The organism is Microbacterium esteraromaticum, from assembly GCF_900163815.1.
GTDB lineage: Bacteria > Actinomycetota > Actinomycetes > Actinomycetales > Microbacteriaceae > Microbacterium > Microbacterium esteraromaticum_B.
The window spans coordinates 22,172-42,907 of sequence record NZ_FUKO01000006.1 but is presented as its reverse complement, the minus strand read 5'-3'; the positions used below and the strand labels follow the sequence as shown (position 1 = coordinate 42,907).

Annotated in this window: 24 protein-coding genes; 21 read left to right on the top strand and 3 right to left on the bottom strand. The window is 66.0% G+C overall.

Annotated elements, in window-relative coordinates; all coding sequences use genetic code 11:
• Positions 1-20 precede the first annotated feature (20 nt).
• Positions 21-761 (top strand): class I SAM-dependent methyltransferase, encoded by a 741-nt coding sequence (locus FM104_RS01635; protein ID WP_087129715.1) that lies wholly within the window; start codon positions 21-23, stop codon positions 759-761.
• Between the two features lie 137 nt (positions 762-898).
• Here the strand turns inward: FM104_RS01635 and map are convergent, their stop codons facing one another.
• Positions 899-1,681, bottom strand: coding sequence for a type I methionyl aminopeptidase (gene map / locus FM104_RS01630; protein ID WP_087129763.1), 783 nt, complete (start codon positions 1,679-1,681; stop codon positions 899-901).
• A gap of 105 nt (positions 1,682-1,786) precedes the next feature.
• On the opposite strand from map, the gene FM104_RS01625 reads away from it, so the two are divergent.
• The 9 genes from FM104_RS01625 to FM104_RS01585 all read left to right on the top strand — a co-directional run bounded on the left by FM104_RS01625 (position 1,787) and on the right by FM104_RS01585 (position 8,833).
• The gene (locus tag FM104_RS01625) at positions 1,787-2,278 is read left to right on the top strand and encodes an MFS transporter permease (protein ID WP_179206630.1); all 492 of its coding nucleotides are present in this window, start codon (positions 1,787-1,789) and stop codon (positions 2,276-2,278) included.
• 179 nt (positions 2,279-2,457) lie between these two features.
• Complete coding sequence (gene rplS / locus FM104_RS01620; RefSeq protein ID WP_087129762.1) at positions 2,458-2,802, top strand: 50S ribosomal protein L19; 345 nt, start codon at positions 2,458-2,460, stop codon at positions 2,800-2,802.
• 120 nt (positions 2,803-2,922) lie between these two features.
• Positions 2,923-3,645, top strand: a complete 723-nt coding sequence (gene lepB, locus FM104_RS01615) for a signal peptidase I (protein WP_179206629.1) — start codon at positions 2,923-2,925, stop codon at positions 3,643-3,645.
• Positions 3,642-4,301 (top strand): ribonuclease HII, encoded by a 660-nt coding sequence (locus FM104_RS01610; protein ID WP_087129712.1) that lies wholly within the window; start codon positions 3,642-3,644, stop codon positions 4,299-4,301. The genes lepB and FM104_RS01610 overlap by 4 nt, the downstream gene beginning before the upstream one ends.
• Before the next feature lie 58 nt (positions 4,302-4,359).
• The gene (locus FM104_RS01605; RefSeq protein WP_087129711.1) at positions 4,360-4,686 is read left to right on the top strand and encodes a DUF2469 family protein; all 327 of its coding nucleotides are present in this window, start codon (positions 4,360-4,362) and stop codon (positions 4,684-4,686) included.
• A 96-nt stretch (positions 4,687-4,782) separates the two neighbouring features.
• Positions 4,783-5,145 (top strand): YraN family protein, encoded by a 363-nt coding sequence (locus tag FM104_RS01600; protein ID WP_087129710.1) that lies wholly within the window; start codon positions 4,783-4,785, stop codon positions 5,143-5,145.
• Positions 5,142-6,671 (top strand): YifB family Mg chelatase-like AAA ATPase, encoded by a 1,530-nt coding sequence (locus FM104_RS01595; protein WP_087129709.1) that lies wholly within the window; start codon positions 5,142-5,144, stop codon positions 6,669-6,671. The genes FM104_RS01600 and FM104_RS01595 overlap by 4 nt, the downstream gene beginning before the upstream one ends.
• On the top strand, positions 6,668-7,843 hold the full coding sequence (gene dprA / locus FM104_RS01590) for a DNA-processing protein DprA (protein ID WP_087129708.1): 1,176 nt from the start codon (positions 6,668-6,670) through the stop codon (positions 7,841-7,843). The genes FM104_RS01595 and dprA overlap by 4 nt, the downstream gene beginning before the upstream one ends.
• 87 nt (positions 7,844-7,930) lie before the next feature.
• The gene (locus tag FM104_RS01585; RefSeq protein ID WP_087129707.1) at positions 7,931-8,833 is read left to right on the top strand and encodes a tyrosine recombinase XerC; all 903 of its coding nucleotides are present in this window, start codon (positions 7,931-7,933) and stop codon (positions 8,831-8,833) included.
• A 15-nt stretch (positions 8,834-8,848) separates the two neighbouring features.
• Here the strand turns inward: FM104_RS01585 and FM104_RS01580 are convergent, their stop codons facing one another.
• Complete coding sequence (locus FM104_RS01580) at positions 8,849-9,448, bottom strand: murein hydrolase activator EnvC family protein (protein ID WP_256971467.1); 600 nt, start codon at positions 9,446-9,448, stop codon at positions 8,849-8,851.
• A 353-nt stretch (positions 9,449-9,801) separates the two neighbouring features.
• Here FM104_RS01580 and rpsB point away from each other — a divergent pair, with 353 nt between their 5' ends.
• The 9 genes from rpsB (at position 9,802) to FM104_RS01535 (ending at position 16,618) form a co-directional block, all read left to right on the top strand.
• On the top strand, positions 9,802-10,743 hold the full coding sequence (rpsB, locus tag FM104_RS01575; protein ID WP_087129705.1) for a 30S ribosomal protein S2: 942 nt from the start codon (positions 9,802-9,804) through the stop codon (positions 10,741-10,743).
• Between the two features lie 45 nt (positions 10,744-10,788).
• Positions 10,789-11,616, top strand: a complete 828-nt coding sequence (gene tsf / locus FM104_RS01570) for a translation elongation factor Ts (RefSeq protein ID WP_087129704.1) — start codon at positions 10,789-10,791, stop codon at positions 11,614-11,616.
• A 94-nt stretch (positions 11,617-11,710) separates the two neighbouring features.
• Complete coding sequence (pyrH, locus tag FM104_RS01565; RefSeq protein ID WP_087129703.1) at positions 11,711-12,427, top strand: UMP kinase; 717 nt, start codon at positions 11,711-11,713, stop codon at positions 12,425-12,427.
• A 74-nt stretch (positions 12,428-12,501) separates the two neighbouring features.
• Positions 12,502-13,056 (top strand): ribosome recycling factor, encoded by a 555-nt coding sequence (frr, locus tag FM104_RS01560; protein ID WP_087129702.1) that lies wholly within the window; start codon positions 12,502-12,504, stop codon positions 13,054-13,056.
• Positions 13,057-13,061: 5 nt separating this feature from the next.
• Entirely contained in the window at positions 13,062-14,312 is a 1,251-nt protein-coding gene (locus FM104_RS01555) for a phosphatidate cytidylyltransferase (protein ID WP_087129701.1), read from the top strand.
• A complete protein-coding gene (locus tag FM104_RS01550; protein ID WP_087129700.1) occupies positions 14,312-14,896 on the top strand; it encodes a DivIVA domain-containing protein in 585 nt (194 codons plus the stop codon). Before FM104_RS01555 ends, FM104_RS01550 begins: the two co-directional genes overlap by 1 nt.
• 46 nt (positions 14,897-14,942) lie before the next feature.
• Positions 14,943-15,608 carry a transglycosylase SLT domain-containing protein gene (locus FM104_RS01545; RefSeq protein ID WP_256971466.1) on the top strand — a complete coding sequence of 222 codons (666 nt, stop codon included), beginning with the start codon at positions 14,943-14,945 and terminating at the stop codon, positions 15,606-15,608.
• A 9-nt stretch (positions 15,609-15,617) separates the two neighbouring features.
• Positions 15,618-15,905, top strand: coding sequence for a hypothetical protein (locus FM104_RS16700; protein WP_087129699.1), 288 nt, complete (start codon positions 15,618-15,620; stop codon positions 15,903-15,905).
• Positions 15,906-15,907: 2 nt separating this feature from the next.
• A complete protein-coding gene (locus FM104_RS01535) occupies positions 15,908-16,618 on the top strand; it encodes an alpha/beta hydrolase (RefSeq protein WP_087129760.1) in 711 nt (236 codons plus the stop codon).
• Positions 16,619-16,620: 2 nt separating this feature from the next.
• On the opposite strand, the gene FM104_RS01530 is transcribed toward FM104_RS01535, so the two are convergent.
• The gene (locus FM104_RS01530) at positions 16,621-17,700 is read right to left on the bottom strand and encodes an AI-2E family transporter (RefSeq protein WP_087129698.1); all 1,080 of its coding nucleotides are present in this window, start codon (positions 17,698-17,700) and stop codon (positions 16,621-16,623) included.
• A 175-nt stretch (positions 17,701-17,875) separates the two neighbouring features.
• On the opposite strand from FM104_RS01530, the gene FM104_RS01525 reads away from it, so the two are divergent.
• Positions 17,876-19,729 (top strand): hypothetical protein, encoded by a 1,854-nt coding sequence (locus tag FM104_RS01525; RefSeq protein ID WP_087129697.1) that lies wholly within the window; start codon positions 17,876-17,878, stop codon positions 19,727-19,729.
• Positions 19,726-20,709, top strand: a complete 984-nt coding sequence (locus tag FM104_RS01520) for a tetratricopeptide repeat protein (protein WP_087129696.1) — start codon at positions 19,726-19,728, stop codon at positions 20,707-20,709. Before FM104_RS01525 ends, FM104_RS01520 begins: the two co-directional genes overlap by 4 nt.
• Positions 20,710-20,736 lie beyond the last annotated feature (27 nt).

The window sequence follows — 20,736 nt, the reverse complement described above, 5'->3', positions numbered from 1 at the left end:
CCGCCCGGTAGCGTGGACGCATGGTCGATGAAACGCTGGCGGAGTCTTTCCTCAATGCTGGCGAGGACTACGACAGGTTCCGGCCCGGATTCCCGGATGCCGCCGCCGATCTGATCGTGCCGAGACCAGTCGGGGCGGTCCTCGACCTCGGGGCAGGAACAGGCAAGTTCACCGAACGGCTGGTGGGACGAGCCGGGCGACTGATCGCCGTGGAGCCCTCCGAGCAGATGCTCGCCGTGCTGCAGACGAAGATGACCGTGGTCGAGACGCATGTCGGCACGGCTGAGCGCATTCCGTTGGCGGATGCCACGGTCGATGTCGTGACGGTCGCGCAGGCGTTCCACTGGTTCGACCGTGAACCTGCGTGCACCGAGATTCGGCGCGTCCTCGTCTCCGGTGGAACGCTCGGGCTGCTCTGGAACCGTGCCGACCCGGGCTGCACCTGGGATCGCGCCTGCGCGCGCGTCGCCCACCCCTGGCTGAGCGATGAGATGCCGGTGTCGAACGCCGCGCAGGAGCTGCTTCCCGGATTCAGCGAGCCGGTCCACCAGGAGATTCCGTGGCGGGAGTGCATCACCCGGGCCGACTACATCGCCCGCTGGCTCACCGTGAGCACGTTCATCGCGGCATCCGATACCGATCGTGCCCGCATGGTGGCGGAGGTCGAGCACATTCTCGACACCGATGCGGCTACGGCAGGCCGCGACGAATTCGACCTTCCGCAGATCACTGACGTGTTCGTCTATCGCGCTGTTGACTGACCCGCGCCAGGACTCGAGAACAGGACATTCGGCCAGAACAGGACAGTATCGGCGGCAAACGTCCTGACCTCGACAAATCTCCTGTTCTCCGTGAACGGATGCCGGGAGCCGCCGCACCTGGGTGAGCCGGCGAACGTTTAGTCGACGCCGAGGAATGACCGGTCGGTGAGGATGATCGGACCATCCGCGGTGACTGCGACGGTGTGCTCCGAGTGCGAACCGCGCGAGCCGTCGGCGCTTCGCAGCGTCCACCCGTCTGCATCGGTCCTGAGCTCATCGGTCGTCGCCAGCAGCCACGGCTCAAGCGCGAAGACCAGACCCTCACGCAGGGGGAAGCCTCGTCCGGCGCGGCCGTCGTTGGGGATGTGCGGATCACCGTGCATGATGCGACCGACGCCATGGCCACCGAAGTCGGTGTTGATCGAATAGCCCTCACCATGAGAGACGGCGGCGATCGATGCGGAGATATCACCGATCCGGTTGCCGATCACAGCGGCGGCGATCGCTGCTTCCAGCGCGCGCTCGGTGGTGTCGATCAGACGCAGGTCCTCTTCCCGAGCGGAGCCGACCACAAAGGAGAGGGCGGAGTCGGAGACCCAGCCGTCAACGGAAACGGCGAAGTCGAGCGACACCAGGTCGCCGTCGCGAAGGACGTAGTCGTGGGGGAGTCCGTGCAGCACGGCATCGTTGATCGACGTGCAGATGACCTTGCCGAAGGGGCCGTTGCCGAAGGAGGGCGCGTAGTCGATGTAGCAGGATTCCGCGCCGGCCTTGCGAATCAGGTCATGCGCGCGGGCGTCGATCGACAGCAGGTTCGTACCCACCTTCGTCTCGTCACGCAGCGTTGCCAGGGTCTCGGCGACGAAGCGGCCGGCGGCACGCATCTCGTGGATCTCGGCGGGTGTGCGCAGTTCGATCATGGGGAAGATCCTCTCGTCAGCATCCATTCTCTCCGATTCCTGCTGTCCGGATGCTCACAGCGAACAGCAGGCCTACGACGAATGTCTGCGACGTACGATCGAGATATGTGGTTGCGACAGGCATTTTTCCGCTGGCTTCTGCCGGCAGCCTTTGTTCTGCCTCTGTGGATGATCGCCGGCTGGGCGATCTTCGGCCAGAGCGGTTGGGGGCTGCTGTGGGTGCTGCTGATGGCCGTCCCCGCGGTATTCGTCGGGCAACTGGTGCTGACTCTGCTCACCCGGTCGCGCCCGTCTGTGCGCGCAGAACGCGCGGTTTCCTGGTGGGACGTCGGCGGCTTCGCGCTGTGGCACGCACTCACGATCTCGGTGGGATGCTTCCTCGATGGGGCGTTCCCGTGGTTGCTGACGGCCGCGATCATCGTCGCGATCGGCCTGTTCTGGCTGCAGCTCTCGCAGCTCTGGAGCGAGGCGCGGGGCAGCGGCGCGCGCTTGCGCGAGACGATCACGTGGTCATCGATCCCGCGGGCCGATGCGACAGCCGACCCGCGACAAGCGCCCGGAGTGATCATCATCGAGGAAAGCCGCTCCGGGGACTGAGTTTCCAACGCCGCCGCATTTTGGTGCGCAGGCCCCATCCGTGGCAGAATAGATGTTTGTGCCGTAATCGGTTCTGCCTCAGGGGAGCCTGCGGACGCCTCGCGTGCCGCTCAGCACACACATTTCTTAATCCTTCAATTCATGCACCCGACCTGTGGCGAGTGCAGAGAGAGACGATCATGCAGATCCTCGATGCCGTTGACGCGGCTTCCCTCCGTTCCGATATTCCTGCCTTCAACCCCGGTGACACCGTCAAGGTGCACGTGAACATCACCGAAGGAACGCGCTCGCGTGTCCAGGTGTTCCAGGGCGTCGTCATCGGTCGCCAGGGTGACAGCGTCCGCGAGACCTTCACCGTCCGCAAGATCAGCTTCCAGGTCGGCGTCGAGCGCACCTTCCCCGTGCACTCGCCGATCATCGAGCGCATCGAGATCGTCACCCGCGGTGACGTCCGTCGCGCCAAGCTGTACTACCTGCGCAACCTCCGTGGCAAGAAGGCCAAGATCAAGGAGAAGCGCGGCTGACGCACCTCTTCTTTCGCAGAACCCCGAGACACATCGTCTCGGGGTTCTGTCGTTCCTGCGTCGGTGTGCGACGCTTGTATCTGCCGTCTTCGCGCGGCGCGCTTGATGATGAGGAGCCACATGACCGCCGAAGCCGCAGAGCAGCCGCACCGGCGCAGGGGAGTGCTGGTGTTCCTGCGGGATGTGCTGATCATCATCCTCATCGCGGCCCTGGTCTCGTTCGTCGTGAAGACCTTCATCGTCCGCTCGTTCTACATCCCCTCCGGCTCTATGGAGCGGACCCTCTTGGTCAACGACCGCATCCTCGTCGACGAACTGACTCCGCGCTGGACGGGTTACGATCACGGCGATGTCGTCGTCTTCCAGGACCCCGGCGGCTGGCTTCCGCCCGCGCCGCAGACTCCTGCGCGACCCATGCTCATCGAAGCGATCGACTGGGTGCTCACCTTCGTCGGCATCTCTACCTCTGACGCACAGGATCACCTGGTCAAGCGCATCATCGGCATGCCGGGTGACCACGTGGTCTGCTGCAACGCTCTCAGTCAGATCACCCTCAACGGCTCGCCGATCGATGAGCTCTCTTACCTGAACCTCCCTGAGGGCGATACCGCAGCATCCAATACCGATTTCGATGTCACCGTGCCGGAGAACTCGATCTGGGTGATGGGAGACAACCGCGATCGTTCGCAGGATTCCCGCGCGCACCAGGAGCTCCCGGGCGGCGGATTCGTGCCCCTCGAGAACGTGGTCGGCCGTGCGTTTCTGACGACCTGGCCGCTGGACCGACTCGGCTTGATCGACACCCACGACGAGGTCTACCGGGCGGTACCGGAGCCGAAATGACCGTCGTCGCGCCGACCCTGACTTTCGAGCGACGGATGCTCAAGGAATACGATCTGCTCATCTCACTCGATGAGGTCGGTCGCGGTGCGCTCGCGGGCCCGGTAGCGGTCGGAGCTGCGGTGATGGATGCTGCCGGAGCCCGCCGGGGTGTGCCCGAGGGGCTGCGCGATTCGAAGTTGATCGCCGAGAAGCGTCGCTCGAGCATCGCCGAACGCGCGCGGCAGTGGGTGCCGACCACGGGCGTCGGGTGGGCCAGCGCAGCCGAGGTCGATGCCGTGGGCATCATGCGCGCACTGGGCCTGGCGGCCTCCCGTGCCGTGCAGGCGGTGGTCGATCAGGGCGTGCCCCTGGAGCGGACCCTCGTGATCCTGGACGGCAACCATGACTACGTGTCCAAGGTGCATCCGGTGCCGCTGACCGTGCGTCCGGTGATCAAAGGAGACCGCGACTGCGCCTCCGTGTCGGTGGCTTCAGTGATCGCGAAGGTTGCCAGAGACGAGTTGATGGCGTCGCTGCATCCCGAGCATCCGGCATATCAATGGGATCGCAACAAGGGCTACGCGAGTGCCGAGCACCGACAAGCCATTCGCGAGGTCGGACTCTCGCCGCTGCATCGCTCATCATGGGCGATCGCTGGTGTGCCGACCCTATTCTGAGTGACCGCGATCGGCGGAATGTCCGTTCCACCTCGGGTGCTCATAGGATGGTGTCACTATGGATGAGGACGCCTTCGACGACTATGACCGCGAACTCGAGCTCGCGCTGTTCCGCGAGTATCGGGATGTCGTGTCGCAGTTCCAATATGTGGTCGAGACCGAGCGACGCTTCTACCTCGCCAATGAGGTGAACGTCGTACGGCGCGACACCGAGCACGACTTCTACTTCGAGATCTCGATGACCGACGTGTGGGTGTGGGACATCTACCGGGCCGACCGTTTCGTCAAGGCCGTGCGCGTGCTGACGTTCAAGGATGTCAACGTCGAGGAACTCCAGCGCCGGGAATTCGAGCTTCCCGACGAGCTGTCACTGGACGGCAAGTAGGTCATTGAAACTCACAATCCGGTGATTCGGATGTGCTGTCCACAATCGCTGGAATAGCGCACTTGGACGGTCTCCGTCGGGCGCGAGGCTGTCTCCATGGCAGCAAAAGACGACTTCGGCAGGGCCGGCGAAGAACGCGCCGCTGAGCATCTGAGATCGCAGGGGTATGCGATTCTCGACCGCAACTGGCGGTGTGCACAGGGCGAGATCGACATCGTGGCCATGCGCGACGAGACATTGTGCGTCGTCGAGGTCAAAACACGAAGCTCCGAGGCCTTCGGCCACCCGTTCGAAGCCATCGATGAGAACAAGCGCCGTCGGCTGTGGCGGCTCGCTTTCGCGTGGGCAGAGGCGCATCCCGAGACCGCCCGTCGACGACCGATCCGCCTCCACGCGGTCGGCCTTGTCGGAGCGGATGCTGCGACGGCGCAGCTCGAGCACCTCGAGGATCTGCTGTGACCACTGCGCGCACCTGGGCAGTCGCGTTGACGGGCGTCGACGGTCACCTGGTCGAGGTAGAAGCCGACTACTCGAATCAGACGCCGGAGTTCCGCATCATCGGTCTGCCCGATAAGGCTCTCGGTGAGGCGGTGCAGCGGGTGCGCAACGCCTGCAGCAACTCCGGCCTGGACATGCCGCGGCGGCGCTTGACCGTGAATCTGTCGCCAGCGAGTCTGCCCAAGCACGGGTCGGGGTTCGATCTGAGCATCGCCGTCGCCACCCTCGCGGCGGCTGGTTCGGTGTCGATGGAATCGATCCGCGCCACGGTGCACATCGGCGAGTTGGGTCTGGATGGGCGTATGCGCCCGGTGCCGGGAGTGCTCCCCGCCGTGTACGCGGCGGCGCGAGCAGGGTTTCGGCGTGTCGTCGTGCCGCATGCAAACGCGGCCGAGGCACAGCTCGTCCCCGGCCTCGAGGTGCGTGCTGCCGCCTCCTTGGCGGAGGTGGCTGCCGCGCACGGGGCGGAGGTCGAGGTCGTCGACGTCGAACCTGTCGCGGTGCCGACAGTCGAACGGGCCGACGCTGACCTGCTGGATCTCGCGGATGTCGTGGGGCAGGACGAAGCAGTGGACGCGCTGATCACGGCAGCGGCTGGAGGACATCACATGATGCTGAGCGGTCCACCGGGCGCGGGCAAGACGATGCTGGCACGCAGGCTGCCCGGCATTCTCCCGCGGCTCGATGACGCGCAAGCATTGGAAGTGGCAGCGATCCGATCTCTCGCGGGGGAAGCGGTGACCCGCCTCGAACCGATTGCTCCCTTTGAGGCACCGCATCACAGTGCCTCCGCCATCGCACTTGTCGGCGGAGGGTCGCGAGTTGTGCGCCCCGGGGCGATCGTCCGAGCACATCGCGGCGTTCTCTTTCTCGACGAGACTCCGGAGTTCCAGCGCGTGGCGCTGGATGCGCTGCGTCAGCCACTGGAGTCGGGACGCATCGAGGTTCACCGCGCCGGATTCGTCGCGAGTTTCCCGGCGCGGTTCCAACTGGTGCTCGCGATGAACCCGTGCCCCTGCGGGAACTATGGGGTGCGGGGCGCTGAATGCACCTGTCCGCCAATGGCGATTCGTCGGTACGCTGCCCGGCTGTCTGGCCCGCTGCGGGATCGGATCGACATCGATCTGCAGGTTGCCAGAGTCGCCGCTTCCCGGGCGACGTCTGGAGAGCGCTCGGCGACGACGTCTGACGTCGCGCGTGCTCGGGTGCTGGATGCTCGTGCCACTGCGGCCGAGCGATGGCGGGGGAGTCCCTGGCGCGTCAACGGAGACGTCCCCGGTGAACGACTGCGGCAGGGAGCTCTCCGGCTCGCACCGAACGTTCGCGCACCCCTGGACAGGGCACTCGAGCGCGGAACGGTCACCCTGCGGGCCTACGACCGGGTGCTCCGAATCGCGTGGACGCTGGCAGACATATCCGGGTGCGGCGCGCCAGGTCTCGAGGAACTCGGACGCGCGCTCTTCCTCAAGAAAGGACTGTTGGGATGAACATTGACGCGCGTTCGATCATCGACGCACCGCAGCTTCGGTCTGCCGCAGAGCAGCTTCGGCCAGACGCCGACCCCGGTGAAGTGGTTGCGCGCGCAGCCTGGTCGGTGCTTCTTGAGCCGGGCGACGGGGTCGCCGGAGCTCTGATCGCCGTGCACGGCGCTGTCGCTGCGCTCCAGCTCGCGCTGGGAGAACCGGGATTGCTCGTGCCTGAGGAGATCTCACCACGGGCTCTTGCTGATGCACGATCGAGATGGCATCCGCGGGCCAAGGCGGAAGCGGTCAAAGAAGCGCTGTCGTCGTGCCGCGAAGTCGGCGGCCAGATTCTGCTGCCCGACGACGAGGATTGGCCGAGGGGGCTCGATGATCTGGGCGCGCACGCACCGCAGGTGCTGTGGGCACGTGGCGACCCCGGCGTGCTGCATGAGGGGGCGACGGCGTCGATCGTCGGTGCGCGTGCGGCGACCGGCTACGGCGAGTCAGTAGCTGCTGAGATAGCCGGAGACCTTGCCAGCTCGGGGACCACCATCATCTCCGGCGGCGCCTACGGGATCGATGGTGCCGCGCACCGGGCAGCGCTCGGCTCAGGCGGCAAGACCGCAGCCTTCCTCGCGGGCGGCGTCGATCGTGCATACCCGATCGGCCATCAGCAGCTCTTCGACCGCATCCGCGCGTCGGGGGTCGTGATGAGTGAGGTGCCGTGCGGCGGGGCTCCGACCAAATGGCGATTTCTGCAGCGGAACCGTCTGATTGCCGCCTCGGGGATGGCGACGGTCGTGGTAGAAGCGGGATGGCGCAGCGGATCGCTGAACACTGCGGGGCATGCGGCAGCGTTGGGGCGCCCGATCGGTGCCGTGCCGGGTCCGGTGACCTCTGCTGCATCCGCCGGCTGTCACCGCCTGCTGCGTGAGTACGACGCTGTCTGCGTGACGAATGCGCAGGAGGTGCGCGAACTCTGGGGCGAACAACCAGATCCGGCATCCGCTGCCGTCCGGGCCGATCCCGAACAGATCCGGCTGTTGGACGCGCTGAGCTCCCGCGCACCCCGGGAGACAGCGGAACTGGCGCGGCGCAGCGGGCTGGCAATGGATCGCGTGCGCAGCCTGCTCGGACTGCTCGCCCTCGACGGCGCTGTGACACAGCACGAAAGAGGGTGGCAGCGCACTCCTTGAGACCACGGGAGATCTCGACACCGGGAGCAGAATCATGGCACCGGCGCGTCGAGAGCATCGCAGCAAGAGTCGGGGCATTCTGGAGGGATGCAGTACTCGGACGCGGCCGACGCCTTCATGGTGCACCTACAGCAGGTGCGAAGGCTGTCTCCAGCGACCGTGCGGGCCTATCGCTCCGACCTCGCTGACCTGCACCGCAGCGTCGGTGACATCGAACTGGCCGAAGTAGACCTCGAGGCGCTGCGCAATTGGCTGTGGCAGGCCACGCAGCGTGGTGACGCCCGGTCGACGATGGCACGCCGGGCGGCAGCAGTCCGCTCATTCTTCTCCTGGGCACGGGACGCTGACCTCGTCGATGTCGATCCGAGTCTGCGCCTGGTCACACCGAAGCTCGCGAAGACGCTTCCTGTCGTCGCGTCGCAAGAAGGCATGCGGCAGCTCCTCGAAGATCTGAGAGCGCAGACGACTGAAGGCGATCCGGCGGTGCTGCGTGATCACGCGATGCTGGAGCTCCTCTACGGCTCAGGGATGCGCGTCTCCGAGCTGTGCGGAATCGACATCGACGACATCGATCTGCGCAGACGTACGGTTCGCGTGCTCGGCAAAGGCGCCAAGGAACGCGTGGTTCCGTTCGGCGCACCAGCGGCGGATGCTGTCGGGGCATATCTGACTCGTGGCCGGCCCGCATTGCAGGCACGCAGGGAGGAGAGAACCCCCGCTCTGTTCCTGGGCGCCCGAGGCGCTCGCATCGGGACGCGCACGGTCTACGCTGTCGTCGCGCGCATTCTGGGCCCCACCATCGGCGCCGAGCACGTCGGACCGCACGCGCTGCGCCATTCTGCTGCCACCCATCTTCTCGACGGCGGCGCTGACCTGCGCGCCGTACAGGAGATCCTCGGGCACGCCAGTCTGGGCACCACCCAGATCTACACACACGTTTCCGCTGAGCGGCTCACTGCCAGTTATCGACAGGCGCACCCGCGCGCGTGACGCCTGGCAGTGCGGTCAGTCGCTGCAGCAGGGCAGCAGAATCGCACGAGGAATCTCGCCGAAGAGCGGATGCGGATTCAGATACACACCTTCGACGCGCACGCCGATATGCATCGTTCCGCGTGGCGCGTGACCACCGATATCTACCATCCCGATGACATCGCCCGCCTGCACCGTGGCCCCCGCACTCAGTTCCGACGCGACAGGCTCGAATGTGGAGACGTACCCGCTGCCGTGATCGATGGTGAGCAGTGGCCGATCGACCACGACGCCTTGAAATGCGACCACGCCCGCAGCCGGAGCATGCACAGCAGTGCCGATCGGCGCGGTGATATCGACGCCTCGATGCCCGGGTCCGTAGTCGTGGGCTGGCGCCCGGAACGGCTCGATCACCAGGCGGGGGCCAGTATGCGGCCACGACCACGGGTAACCGGGAGCGGCGGAAGCGGCATCTGCTGATCTCGTCACCGCATCGGCAGAGACCGCCTGAATCGGCGCGCCGAGCGCGGCCGCCATGCTCATGATTCCGATGACAGCCGTGGCCAATGACCGCCGCAGTCGCTGGCGCGGGGCGTGCGCGTCGCGACCAGCGGGGCGCAGCGGTAGAGAGAGCATTCGTCCAGAATGGGCCACCGCAGAGCGGCCGAAGCCACCCATGCGCGGGGATGGGGAGAACACGGGTGCCCGGGTCATCTGTGCAGAGTGAACGAGTGGCTCGGGTCCAGGCCATTGCGATGCCGATCGCCGCTCGCTCACGACACGTCGTCGCGGCTCGCTTCCTGTACACTGGGAGAGCACCTCGTAATCGGGGTGACTACGCGTGCCCAGAGCGACTCAGGTCGTGGCATCCACTCCCACAGGTCCCTTTCAATGAGAGGGCGGGTGTGCGCCGGGCACCAGGAGTGTCAGCCGCTCGGCTGACGACGATAACCTCAACGGCGCTCCGGCGCCAGAACCAGGAGACGACCATGGCTGTGGTCACCATCCGCCAGCTGCTCGACAGCGGCGTGCACTTCGGACACCAGACTCGTCGGTGGAACCCGAAGGTGAAGCGCTTCATCCTCACCGAGCGCAGCGGCATCCACATCATCGACCTTCAGCAGTCGCTGGCGTACATCGACCAGGCGTACGACTTCGTCAAGGAGACGGTCGCCCGCGGCGGCACGATCCTCTTCGTCGGCACCAAGAAGCAGGCACAGGAGATCCTCGTCGAGCAGGCCGACCGCGTCGGTCAGCCCTACGTCAACCAGCGCTGGCTCGGTGGCCTCCTCACCAACTTCCAGACGATCGCCAAGCGTCTCGCCCGCATGAAGGAGCTCGAGGAGCTCGACTACGAGACCCCGTCGGTCTCTGGCTTCACCAAGAAGGAGCTGCTGCTCAAGAAGCGCGAGCTCGACAAGCTGCACAAGTCGCTCGGCGGCATCCGCAACCTCACTAAGACGCCGTCGGCCCTGTGGGTCGTCGACGCCAAGCGTGAGCACCTCGCCATCGACGAGGCCAAGAAGCTCGGCATCCCGGTGATCGGCATCCTCGACACCAACGCCGACCCGGATGACTTCCAGTACCCGATCCCCGGTAACGACGACGCGATCCGCTCGGTTTCGCTGCTGACCCGCATCATTGCGGATGCTGCGGCCGAGGGCCTGCAGCAGAAGCACAACCCCGAGTCGGGCGCGGCAGAGCCGCTCGCGGCATGGGAGCAGGAGCTGCTCGAGGGCACTGACGCACCTGCCGCCGCCGCTGAAGAGGCACCTGCTGCTGACGCTCCGGCTGCTGACGCTCCGGCTGCTGACGCTCCGGCTGCTGACGCTCCCGCTGCTGAAGAGGCTCCGGCTGCTGAAGAGGCACCCGCCGTTGAGGCTGCTGAAGAGGCACCGGCCGAGGCCGCTGCCGACGCAGAAGCCAAGTAATCAACCCGCACACACGCACAGATACGAAGCAAGGAGCCACGACACATGGCCAACTTCACCATCGCCGACATCAAGGCGCTGCGCGAGCAGCTCGGCACCGGAATGGTCGACACTAAGAAGGCTCTCGAGGAGGCTGACGGCGACGTCGAGAAGGCCGTCGAGATCCTGCGCCTCAAGGGCGCCAAGGGCAACGCGAAGCGCGCTGACCGCTCCACCAGCGAGGGGCTGATCGCCGCTCGCGAGGGGGACAACGGCGTGACGCTGATCGAACTCGCCTGCGAGACCGACTTCGTCGCGAAGAACGAGCGCTTCATCGCGCTGGCCGACAAGGTCGCCGACGCCGTCGCGGCTGTCGGTGCCGACTCGCTCGAAGCCGCGCTCGCGGCTCCGGCGGGCGACCAGACCGTTGAGCAGCTCATCTCCGATGAAGCAGCCATCATCGGCGAGAAGGTCGAACTGCGACGCGCACGCACTCTCAAGGGTGACGCGCACTCGGTCTACCTGCACCGCACCAGCAAGGATCTGCCTCCGCAGATCGGCGTTGTCGTCGCCTACACCGGCAGCGACGCGGAGACCGCCCGCAGCATTGCGCAGCACATCTCGTTCGCCAACCCCTCGTACCTCACTCGTGAGGACGTCCCGACGGCCGACGTCGAGAAGGAGCGTGAGATCGTCACCGAGATCTCCCGCAACGAGGGCAAGCCCGAGGCGGCACTGCCGAAGATCGTTGAAGGCCGCGTCACCGCATACTTCAAGCAGGTCGCGCTCTTCGAGCAGGACTACGCGAAGGACAACAAGCTGTCCGTGAGCCAGGTCGCGAAGGATGCCGGTATCACCATCACCGACTTCGCCCGGTTCAAGGTCGGCGCGTAACGTCACCCAGGGGGTTCGGATCAGAACATGATCCGGACCCCCTTCTTCATGCCCAGAAGGCACTATCTTGATGAGGGACGAGAGGACTTCCCACATGACCGAAAGCACGAGACGCCGTCGCGTGATGCTCAAGCTGTCAGGCGAGGCGTTCGGAGGCGGCCAGCTCGGCGTCAACCCCGACGTCGTCGGACAGATCGCGCGGGACATCGCCGCCGCAGTGGACCGCGTGGAGATCGCCATCGTCGTCGGTGGCGGCAACTTCTTCCGCGGCGCCGAGCTGAGCCAGCGAGGGATGGACCGCGGTCGCGCCGACTACATGGGGATGCTGGGCACCGTCATGAACGCACTCGCGCTGCAGGACTTCCTCGAGCAGGCGGGCGCCGCAACCCGCGTGCAATCGGCCATCTCGATGACGCAGGTCGCAGAGCCGTACATTCCGCTGCGCGCCGAGCGGCACATGGAGAAGGGGCGCGTCGTCATCTTCGGCGCGGGCGCAGGCCTTCCCTACTTCTCCACAGACACCGTCGCGGCTCAGCGCGCGCTGGAGATCCGTGCAGACGAGGTTCTGGTCGCGAAGAACGGGGTCGACGCGATCTACACCGCCGATCCCAAGACCGACGCCACCGCCGAGCGCATCGAGCGCGTCACCTACCGCGACGCTCTGCAGCGCGGACTGCGAGTCGTCGATTCGACCGCCTTCAGCCTGTGCATGGACAACAGCATGGACATGCGCGTTTTCGGCATGGAACCGGCCGGAAACGTCACCCGTGCCCTGCTCGGGGAGCAGATCGGCACGCTCGTCACCGCCTGATCGGTCGGCGCTGCATGCTCTGACGCGTGCCTGCCCGATAGAATTGCTGGAAACCTACGACGTAAGGAGACCCCGTGATCGCGGACGTCCTCGCAGAAACCACTACACGCATGACGCGTGCGGTCGAAGCCGCCAAGGAGGACTTCGCCACGGTCCGCACCGGGCGTGCAAACCCGCAGCTTTTCCAGAAGCTGCTGGTCGACTATTACGGCTCGCCGACGCCGATCGCGCAGCTCGCTTCGATGGCGAACCCCGAAGCCCGCACGCTCATCGTCACTCCCTACGACAAGACCGCGCTGCGCGCCATCGAACAGGCGATTCGCGACATGCCGAATCTCGGTGCGAACCCGACCAATGATGGAAACATCGTGCGGGTGACGATGCCCGAGCTCACCCAGGAGCGGCGCAAAGAATACGTGAAGCTCGTCCGCAGCAAGGGAGAGGATGCCAAAGTGCACGTGCGCGGCATCCGCCGAAAGGCGAAGGACGAGCTCGACACGCTCAAGGCCGACGTCGGCGAAGATGAGATCGCGCGCGGCGAAAAGGAACTCGATGCTCTGACCCGCCAGCACGTCGACGCGATCGACGAAGCGCTCAAGCGCAAAGAGGCAGAGCTCCTCGAGGTCTGATCAGCATGTCTGATGATCAGGATCCCGATGAGCGTCCGCTGACACGGCGCGAAGCTCGTGCGGCCGACGTCCCTGCGGCGGCCGACGAGGTGGAGGTTGCACCTCTGGCATCCGATGCTGCTTCCGCTGATCTCGGCGACGTCGAGACGCCGGTGCGGGGGACGCCCGCGGTGGATGTGCCGGACACACCGGCCGCGAATCCGCTGACGGATGCTTCTTTCCCCGGCTTCGATTCCTCCCGGGTGCCGCCGCGCCCCCCGCTGCCCGCGGCGCCGGTGGCAACGCCGTCGGATCTCGGCTTGGACACTGGCGAGCACAGTGCGATCCGCGAGCAGTGGCGCGCAGCCAAGGACGAGCTGGAATCACACGTCTCGCAGGCGCGCGACCACTTCGACCAGGCCAACGAGCGGATCAAGCAGCGCACGGGGCGCGATCTCATCGTCGCGATCCTCATCGGGCTCGCCTTCGGTGCGGCTCTGGTCGCGTCTCTCATCTTCGTGAAGTGGCTGTTCCTGCTCATCGCCCTGGCCGCCGGGTTGCTGGCCACATACGAGCTCAGTCGAGCCCTGCGCGGCGGCGGACGTCAGATCGACGTCATTCCGCAGCTGCTCGCCGGCACCGCGGTGCTGCTTGCCGGGTTCTTCGGAGAGCTCTGGGTCAGCTGGGTTGTGCTCATCGCCGCGGTCGCGTTCATCAGCGTGTGGCGGATGGTCGCACAGATGATCGCACAGGACGGCCGCACCTACGGGGCAGTGCTGGCGGACGTCGTCGTGGGATCGTTCGTGCAGGTGTACGTCCCCTTCCTGACCTCGGTCGCACTCATGCTCCTCAGTCAAGAGAACGGCGAGTGGTGGGTGCTCTCCTTCGTCGCCATCGCTGTGGCCGCCGATACCTGCGCGTATGCGGCCGGACTCGCCTTCGGCAAGCATCCGATGGCACCCAGGATCAGCCCGAAGAAGACCTGGGAGGGCTTCGGGGGAGCAGTGGCGGGATCACTGCTGGCCGGTGTGCTTCTTGCGATCTTCCTGCTGCATCTGCCGTGGTGGTGCGGACTCATCTTCGGTGCCGCGATCCTCGCCTCGGCAACACTGGGCGACCTCGGCGAGTCGATGCTCAAGCGCGACCTCGGCATCAAGGACATGAGCTCCTGGCTGCCGGGGCACGGCGGCCTGCTCGACAGACTCGACAGCATCCTGCCGTCGACGGTTCCTGCGCTCGCGCTCTCCTTCCTGTTCGCCCCCCTGATTGGTGCTTGATGACCGACGCTGACCTCGATGCACTCGACGATGCGGGCGACGCCCGACCCGCATTCCCCCTCACTTCCGGTCGCCAGCGCGGCTATCACCCTGCGGCGGTCGACAACTTTCTGGATTCTGCGCGCGGTGCGTTCGAAGACGAGCGCACGGATTTCGGTGCTGAAGATGTACGGGTGGCCTCGTTCCCCCTCGTCAAACACGGCTACGTCGTCGCTGACGTCGATGCAGCACTCAGCCGTGTGGAGGATGCTTTCGCCGCTCGAAAGCGCGACCGTGCGGTGCGAGCCACCGGGGTGGAGCGCTGGGTGGCGCGAGCGCGCGATGACGCCCAGCAGATTCTCGACCACCTGGCTCGGCCGCATCGTCAGCGTTTCGCGAGAACCGGCATGCTCACCTTCGGCTACCGCCTCGACGAGGTCGATCACGTTGCAGAGCGCATCACCGCTTTTCTCCGCGACGGGGACGCTCTGGACGTGGAACAGGTGCGCGGTGCTGCCTTCCGGATGCAGCGGGGCGGCTACCGAGAAGAGCAGGTGGACGCACTTCTTGACGCCACCGTCGATGTGATGCTCGCTGTTCGGTGAGTTCTCATGGACGTCTCAGGGACAACTGCGTAGACTGATGCCCATCGTGACACCCGATAACGAATTGATCTCGTCCTCGACGCGCCCGAACGCGTCGAGCGCGAAGAAGAAGCCAGTGCGTCGCCGCGTCAGCGCGGTGGTCGCAGGCCTCGCCGTCCTCGGTTTCTCCGGTGCGATGCTCGCACCCACGGGCATGGCTCTTGCGGAGCCCGCTCAGGCTGACGCACCGGTGACTGCGTTCTCGTTGGCATCCGCTGACACCCAGAACATCACGGTCACGGTCGAAGGGGCAGCGATCGAGCCCGTCGACCGCGGCAGCTTCGAGGTGTACGTCAAGCCGAAACCGAAGCCCAAGCCGAAGCCTGTGGTCGCTTCGACTGGCGCAAATCAGAGCTCCGGCGGTGGCCATTCCGGACCGCCGAAGTACTCGGGCGGCGGTTCCAAGGATCAATGGATGGCAGCGGCCGGCATCGGCGCTGGGGACCGAGCGTATGTCGACTACATCGTCTCCAGAGAGAGCGGCTGGAACCCGAACGCGACGAATCGCTCGTCGGGTGCCTGCGGTCTGGTTCAGGCGCTGCCGTGCAGCAAGGTGCCGGGCAACGGCTACAACCCGGTGGACAATCTGCGCTGGGGTAATGGGTACGCGGTCGGACGCTACGGGAGCTGGGCGAACGCCTACGACTTCTGGAAGCGCAACCACTGGTGGTAAACCAGCGGTATGCCACGCTCACATCGCCGACGACCGGAACGATCGCCTGAGGGCGACTCCTTCGAGCGCCTGCTGGCTGGGTGGAAACGAACCGAGACCCGTCGCGGCCAGGAGTGGACGGTGCAGCCCGTCACCGGGAGCAAAGCCGTCAAGGAATACACCTGCCCCGGGTGCGGTCGCGCGATCGCACCGGCGACGGCACATGTCGTCGCCTGGCGCGCGGACGGTGTGATGGGGGAGTCCGCGGATCTAGCGGCGCGGAGGCACTGGCACTCGCACTGCTGGAACATCTCATGACGATGGAGATTCGCGGACCTGCGCTGCTGCCGGCTCAGCGCACCGCGGTCGAATTCGAGACTGCTGACGGGCTGACCCTCGTCGGGGAGCTCGCTCTCCCGCAGGACCGGGTGCCCTTGGCGACGCTCGTGACGCTGCATCCGCTGCCCACCGCCGGCGGCTGCATGGACTCGCACATCATCCGCAAGGCGGCGGGGCGTCTCCCCGCGCAGGCCGATCTCGCGGTTCTGCGATTCAATACCCGCGGCACGACGTCGCCGCGTGGCACGAGCGCGGGCACGTTCGACGGTGGTGCCGGTGAGCAGTTCGACGTCGCTGCTGCCGTGGACTTCGTCTCGGAGCAGGGGCTTCCGCGGCCTTGGCTGGTCGGATGGTCCTTCGGCACCGAACTCGCACTCAAGTATGGCCTCGACCACGACATCGAAGGCGTCATCCTGCTCTCGCCTCCGTTGCATCGAGCCACTGATGCTGATCTCTCCGCTTGGCGCGGCGACGAGCGCGAGATGGTGGTTCTCGTGCCGGAATTCGATGACTATCTGCAGCCCGCCCAGGCTCGTGAGCGCTTCTCGACCGTGCCGCACGCCACGGTCATCGGCGTCGACGGCGCCAAGCACCTGTGGGTGGGGGAGAGCCAGACACGTCGTGTACTCACCGAGATCGTGGCCGCGGTGAATCCGGGCGCACTGCCGCTGTCTACTGTCTGGGAGACCTGAGCTCAGCGCTCGTTCATGCGCGGAATGAGCACCTGTCGGTAGATGATCAGGAAACTCGCCGCAACGGGAATCGCGATGAGTGCTCCCAGAAGCCCCAGCAGCGCGCCGCCGGAGAGCGCGGCGATGACGACGACGGCACCGGGCACCGCCACCGCCCGGCTCATGATGCGCGGGGCGATGAAGTACGCCTCGACCTGCATGTAGATGAGATACCAGATGGCAGCGGCGAGGGCTGTGCCGGGGGACCCCACGCCGGGGAGCAGGCAGGCGAGCACGATGATCGTCGAACCGGTCAGCGTTCCGACCAGGGGGATGAGCGAGAAGAAGAACGCGATGACGGCGAGTACGGCGGTGAACGGCGCGTGGATGATCGAGAGGAAGATGGCGCTGAGGATGCCGTTGATGATTCCCAGCGAGACCTGGCCCATGACGTAGTGACCGACGGAGTCGGTGATCTGATCGGCGATATCCATGAAGCGCTCGCGTCGCGACGCCGGCATGAGCTGATAGACCGAGCGCTTCAGCGAAGGCGTCGAGGCGGTCAGATAGATGGTGAGCACCAGCACGATGATCGATCCGAACAAACCGGCGAACACCGCACCGCCGACGACGAGAACTCCCTGTCCGATCGACTCCGTCCAGGCGGCGACGCTTCTCTGCCAGTCCCCGCTCGCCATCCAATTGGTGAGGTAGGCGAAGACATCATCGACGGCGAGATTGGGGAACGTGGTGGACATCCACTGCTTCAGCGATTCGATGGTCCCCTGCCCGTCGATGACGAACGGCGTGATCTGGCTCACCAGCTGCGAGATCTGGTCGACGACCACGGGCAGCACGATCAGGACGATCGCCGCGAAGATGCTGAGCACTGCGAGGATGGTGATGAGCACTGCTGCCCAGCGGGGCAGGCCGCGTCTTTCCAGGAAGCTCACCAGCGGGTCGAGCCCGAGGCTGAGGAACAGCGCGGTGCCGATGTAGAGAATGACCGTCGACAGAGTCTGCGCGCCGTTGATGATGAGGAGACCGAGACCCACGCCGAGCGTCGCCACCAGAGCGGTGCGGAAGGGATTATGGATCTTCATTGCTCTCCTGATCGATCTGCGGTGCAATCATAGTTGTTCGTCGCCGCGCTTTAGTCGTGCCGTGCCGGAGCGTCTCCGGCGGCGTTCGTGGGCAATGCACAGGTGATTTCGCTAGGCTGAAACGTCGAGCGGAGACCATCGGCGGATGCCCGGGGTCACGTGAAGGAGTTGATTCGTGCGTTTCGTATGGGCCGTCGTTGCCTTCGTGCTGGCCACGGTTCTCATCGGAGCCGGTATTGCTCAGCGCACCATCTTCATGGGCCCGTCCGAGCAGCGGCTGGAACTCACCGTCGATCACCCCGAGCCGTATGTGCTCGTCGATGCCGACGTGCTGCGTTCGCATGAGGGCCTGCAGACTCTGCTCGTGCGCGGCACAGGAGACATCTTCGTCGCCTATGGCCGCACTTCTGACATGACGTCATGGCTGTCCGACACGGCATACACGCATGTCGCGATGACCAAGTCGGACAAGGTCAAATCCACCCATGTCGACGCCGAGCTGGCTCCGGCGGATGGTGGCGAGACCTCGGGCCGAAACCCCGCCGGTTCCGACCTCTGGTTGGACTCGTTCGCCGATGAGGGATCGCTCGTCGCCGAGATGCAGCTGCCCGCCGGCAACAGCGTCCTCATCGCTCGCGACGGGGTCGAACCCGCGCCGACAGACATTCTGCTCTCGTGGGGTCTGGATACCCGCACGCCACTGGCGGGCCCCTTGATGGTCGCTGGTGCCGTGATGCTCGCGGTCGGCCTCGTGCTCTATATCTTGGCGATCCGCTACCAGCGGCGCGGCCGCGGTCCGCGTCGCAAAGGACCCGGCCCGCTGCCGGAGACCCAGCCGATCGGGATTGCCGGTGCGCCGACGCGCGAGCAGCTCGACTCACCTCAGCCGGCCCAGGATGCGCCGGAAGGCTCTGAGCCGACCCAGGATCCGAATGGCACTGGTCGTGCCGAGCGCACGGCGTCCGCACGACGGATCGCGTTCGCGCTGCCCGCACTGGCCCTGACCGCCGTCCTTGCTACGGGTTGCTCACCCGAATCCTGGCCGCAGTTCGGAGCTGAGACGCCGACACCCACGCCGACTCCGACGGTGGTCGCGCCTGAGAACCAGAAGCCCCCAGTGGTCGGCGAGAAGCAGGGTCAGCGGATCGTCACTGAGATCGCTGCCACCCTCGAGAAGGCGGATGCCGATCTCGATGCCGACCTCGCCGCGACTCGTCTCACCGGCACGGCGATGGACGCTCGCCGCACCGAGTACACGCTGCGCGACAAGATCGCGGAGCGCTCGGGCGCACTGATCGCACCTCGTGACAAGATCAAGATTCAGCTGCCCGAGGCCACCGAGAGCTGGCCGCGCAGCGTCCTCGTGCTGACTGTCTCCGAGAAGGACGAGACGGTGCCCCCGGTGCTGCTCACGATGACCCAGGCCGACCCCTGGTCGAACTACCGCATCGCAGAGATGGCCGAGATGCCGGCATCCGGTCAGTTCCCGAACGTCGCGCCCGGATGGCTGGGCACGACCCGGGTACCGGCTGAATCCGCGTTCCTTTCACTGCCTCCGGCCGAGCTCGGCACAGCCTTCGCCGATTTTGTCGACGCGGGCGACAAGAGCGAATACGCCGACCGTTTCGACGAGGTATCGCTGAAGCTCGCAGATACGCTGCGGGAGAGTCGTGCGAATGTCGTGAAGGGACTCGCCGACAAGGGCGCGGCCAAGACGTCGAAGGCGACGTTCGACTTGGCTCCCACGGATCAGGAGCCGTTCTCGATGGCCACGCTCGACAGCGGCGCCGTCGTGGCCGTGAGCGTGACCGACAGCGAAACCGTCGCCCCCACCACGTCGGATGCCGTCATCCGCTTCGGCGAGAATGCCGAAGCAAAGGCGCTTACCGGCGCCAAGGAGTCGGCGAAGGGAGTCGTGACCACGTATGGTCTGCAGCTCTTCTTCGCCGTACCAGCCCAGGGGTCGAACGAACAGATCCGACTGCTGGCATACCACCAGGACCTCCTCAGCGTGAAGGTGATCAAGTGACTGAAATCTCCGCAGCCGCACTTCGCGGCGCCGTCGACCTCTCCTCGCTGCGTGGCCGCGGCCAGCAGCCTGCGGGTGCACCTGGTACGGCCGCGCCCGCAGCCGGCGCGCCCGCGCCGGGCGAGACCGGCGCGCCGGCGGCATCCGGTGTCGTCATCGATGTGACGGATGCGTCGTTCGGCGACATCGTCGAACTCTCGCGCACCGTGCCGGTCGTCGTCGATCTCTGGGCGGAGTGGTGCGGTCCCTGCAAGCAGCTCAGTCCCGTCATCGAGAAGGTGACGAAGGAGCAGGCCGGACGCGTGGTCCTGGCCAAGGTCGATGTCGACGCGAACCCGCAGATCGCACAGGCCTTCCGTGCAGAGTCGATCCCGATGGTGATCGCGCTGATCGGCGGGCAGCCGGTGCCGATGTTCACCGGTGCCGTCCCAGAGGCGCAGGTGCGGGAAGTGTTCACGAAGCTGCTGGAGGTGGCAGAGCAGAGCGGAGTGTCAGGTTCCGTGCCGTTCGAAGATGCACCGGGTGACGACGCATCCGACGCCGTCGAAGAGGTGCAGGAAGCGCCCCTGCCGCCCCTGCACGCCGAAGCTTTCGAGGCGATCGAGGCCGGCGACTACGAGCGCGCGGCGCAGGCCTACGAGCGCGCATTGGCTGAGAGCCCCCGCGATGAGGAGGCCAAAGCCGGTCTCGGACAGGTGCGCTTGCTCGGTCGGGTGCAGGGACTGGATCTGCAGGAGGTGCGTGCGGCGGCTGCAGCCGCCCCACTCGACGTGGATGCTCAGTTCCAGGTCGCGGATCTCGACCTGGCCGGCGGCCACATCGATGATGCCTTCGACCGACTGCTCGAGCTGTTCGCCGCTCTTGACGCGGAGCAGCGCGTGCGCGTGCGCGAACGGCTTGTGGAGCTTTTCGACCTGGTGGGCTCGGCAGACCCGCGCGTGGCCCCCGCGCGCACGCGGCTCGCCTCGATGCTCTTCTGAACAGACTCGTCAGGCAGTGAGCACGCG

What these genes read in the sequence shown, in the direction of transcription:
- FM104_RS01610 (WP_087129712.1), top strand. Translation starts at nt 3,642, where the DNA reads ATGACCGTCGTCGCGCCGACCCTGACTTTCGAGCGACGGATGCTCAAG.
- FM104_RS01550 (WP_087129700.1), top strand. Translation starts at nt 14,312, where the DNA reads ATGACCGACGCTGACCTCGATGCACTCGACGATGCGGGCGACGCCCGA.
- pyrH (WP_087129703.1), top strand. Translation starts at nt 11,711, where the DNA reads ATGACCGAAAGCACGAGACGCCGTCGCGTGATGCTCAAGCTGTCAGGC.
- FM104_RS01635 (WP_087129715.1), top strand. Translation starts at nt 21, where the DNA reads ATGGTCGATGAAACGCTGGCGGAGTCTTTCCTCAATGCTGGCGAGGAC.
- map (WP_087129763.1), bottom strand. Translation starts at nt 1,681, where the DNA reads ATGATCGAACTGCGCACACCCGCCGAGATCCACGAGATGCGTGCCGCC.
- FM104_RS01580 (WP_256971467.1), bottom strand. Translation starts at nt 9,448, where the DNA reads ATGCTCTCTCTACCGCTGCGCCCCGCTGGTCGCGACGCGCACGCCCCG.
- FM104_RS16700 (WP_087129699.1), top strand. Translation starts at nt 15,618, where the DNA reads ATGCCACGCTCACATCGCCGACGACCGGAACGATCGCCTGAGGGCGAC.
- FM104_RS01605 (WP_087129711.1), top strand. Translation starts at nt 4,360, where the DNA reads ATGGATGAGGACGCCTTCGACGACTATGACCGCGAACTCGAGCTCGCG.
- FM104_RS01535 (WP_087129760.1), top strand. Translation starts at nt 15,908, where the DNA reads ATGGAGATTCGCGGACCTGCGCTGCTGCCGGCTCAGCGCACCGCGGTC.
- dprA (WP_087129708.1), top strand. Translation starts at nt 6,668, where the DNA reads ATGAACATTGACGCGCGTTCGATCATCGACGCACCGCAGCTTCGGTCT.
- rpsB (WP_087129705.1), top strand. Translation starts at nt 9,802, where the DNA reads ATGGCTGTGGTCACCATCCGCCAGCTGCTCGACAGCGGCGTGCACTTC.
- FM104_RS01625 (WP_179206630.1), top strand. Translation starts at nt 1,787, where the DNA reads ATGTGGTTGCGACAGGCATTTTTCCGCTGGCTTCTGCCGGCAGCCTTT.
- FM104_RS01555 (WP_087129701.1), top strand. Translation starts at nt 13,062, where the DNA reads ATGTCTGATGATCAGGATCCCGATGAGCGTCCGCTGACACGGCGCGAA.
- FM104_RS01600 (WP_087129710.1), top strand. Translation starts at nt 4,783, where the DNA reads ATGGCAGCAAAAGACGACTTCGGCAGGGCCGGCGAAGAACGCGCCGCT.
- lepB (WP_179206629.1), top strand. Translation starts at nt 2,923, where the DNA reads ATGACCGCCGAAGCCGCAGAGCAGCCGCACCGGCGCAGGGGAGTGCTG.
- FM104_RS01585 (WP_087129707.1), top strand. Translation starts at nt 7,931, where the DNA reads ATGCAGTACTCGGACGCGGCCGACGCCTTCATGGTGCACCTACAGCAG.
- tsf (WP_087129704.1), top strand. Translation starts at nt 10,789, where the DNA reads ATGGCCAACTTCACCATCGCCGACATCAAGGCGCTGCGCGAGCAGCTC.
- rplS (WP_087129762.1), top strand. Translation starts at nt 2,458, where the DNA reads ATGCAGATCCTCGATGCCGTTGACGCGGCTTCCCTCCGTTCCGATATT.
- FM104_RS01530 (WP_087129698.1), bottom strand. Translation starts at nt 17,700, where the DNA reads ATGAAGATCCATAATCCCTTCCGCACCGCTCTGGTGGCGACGCTCGGC.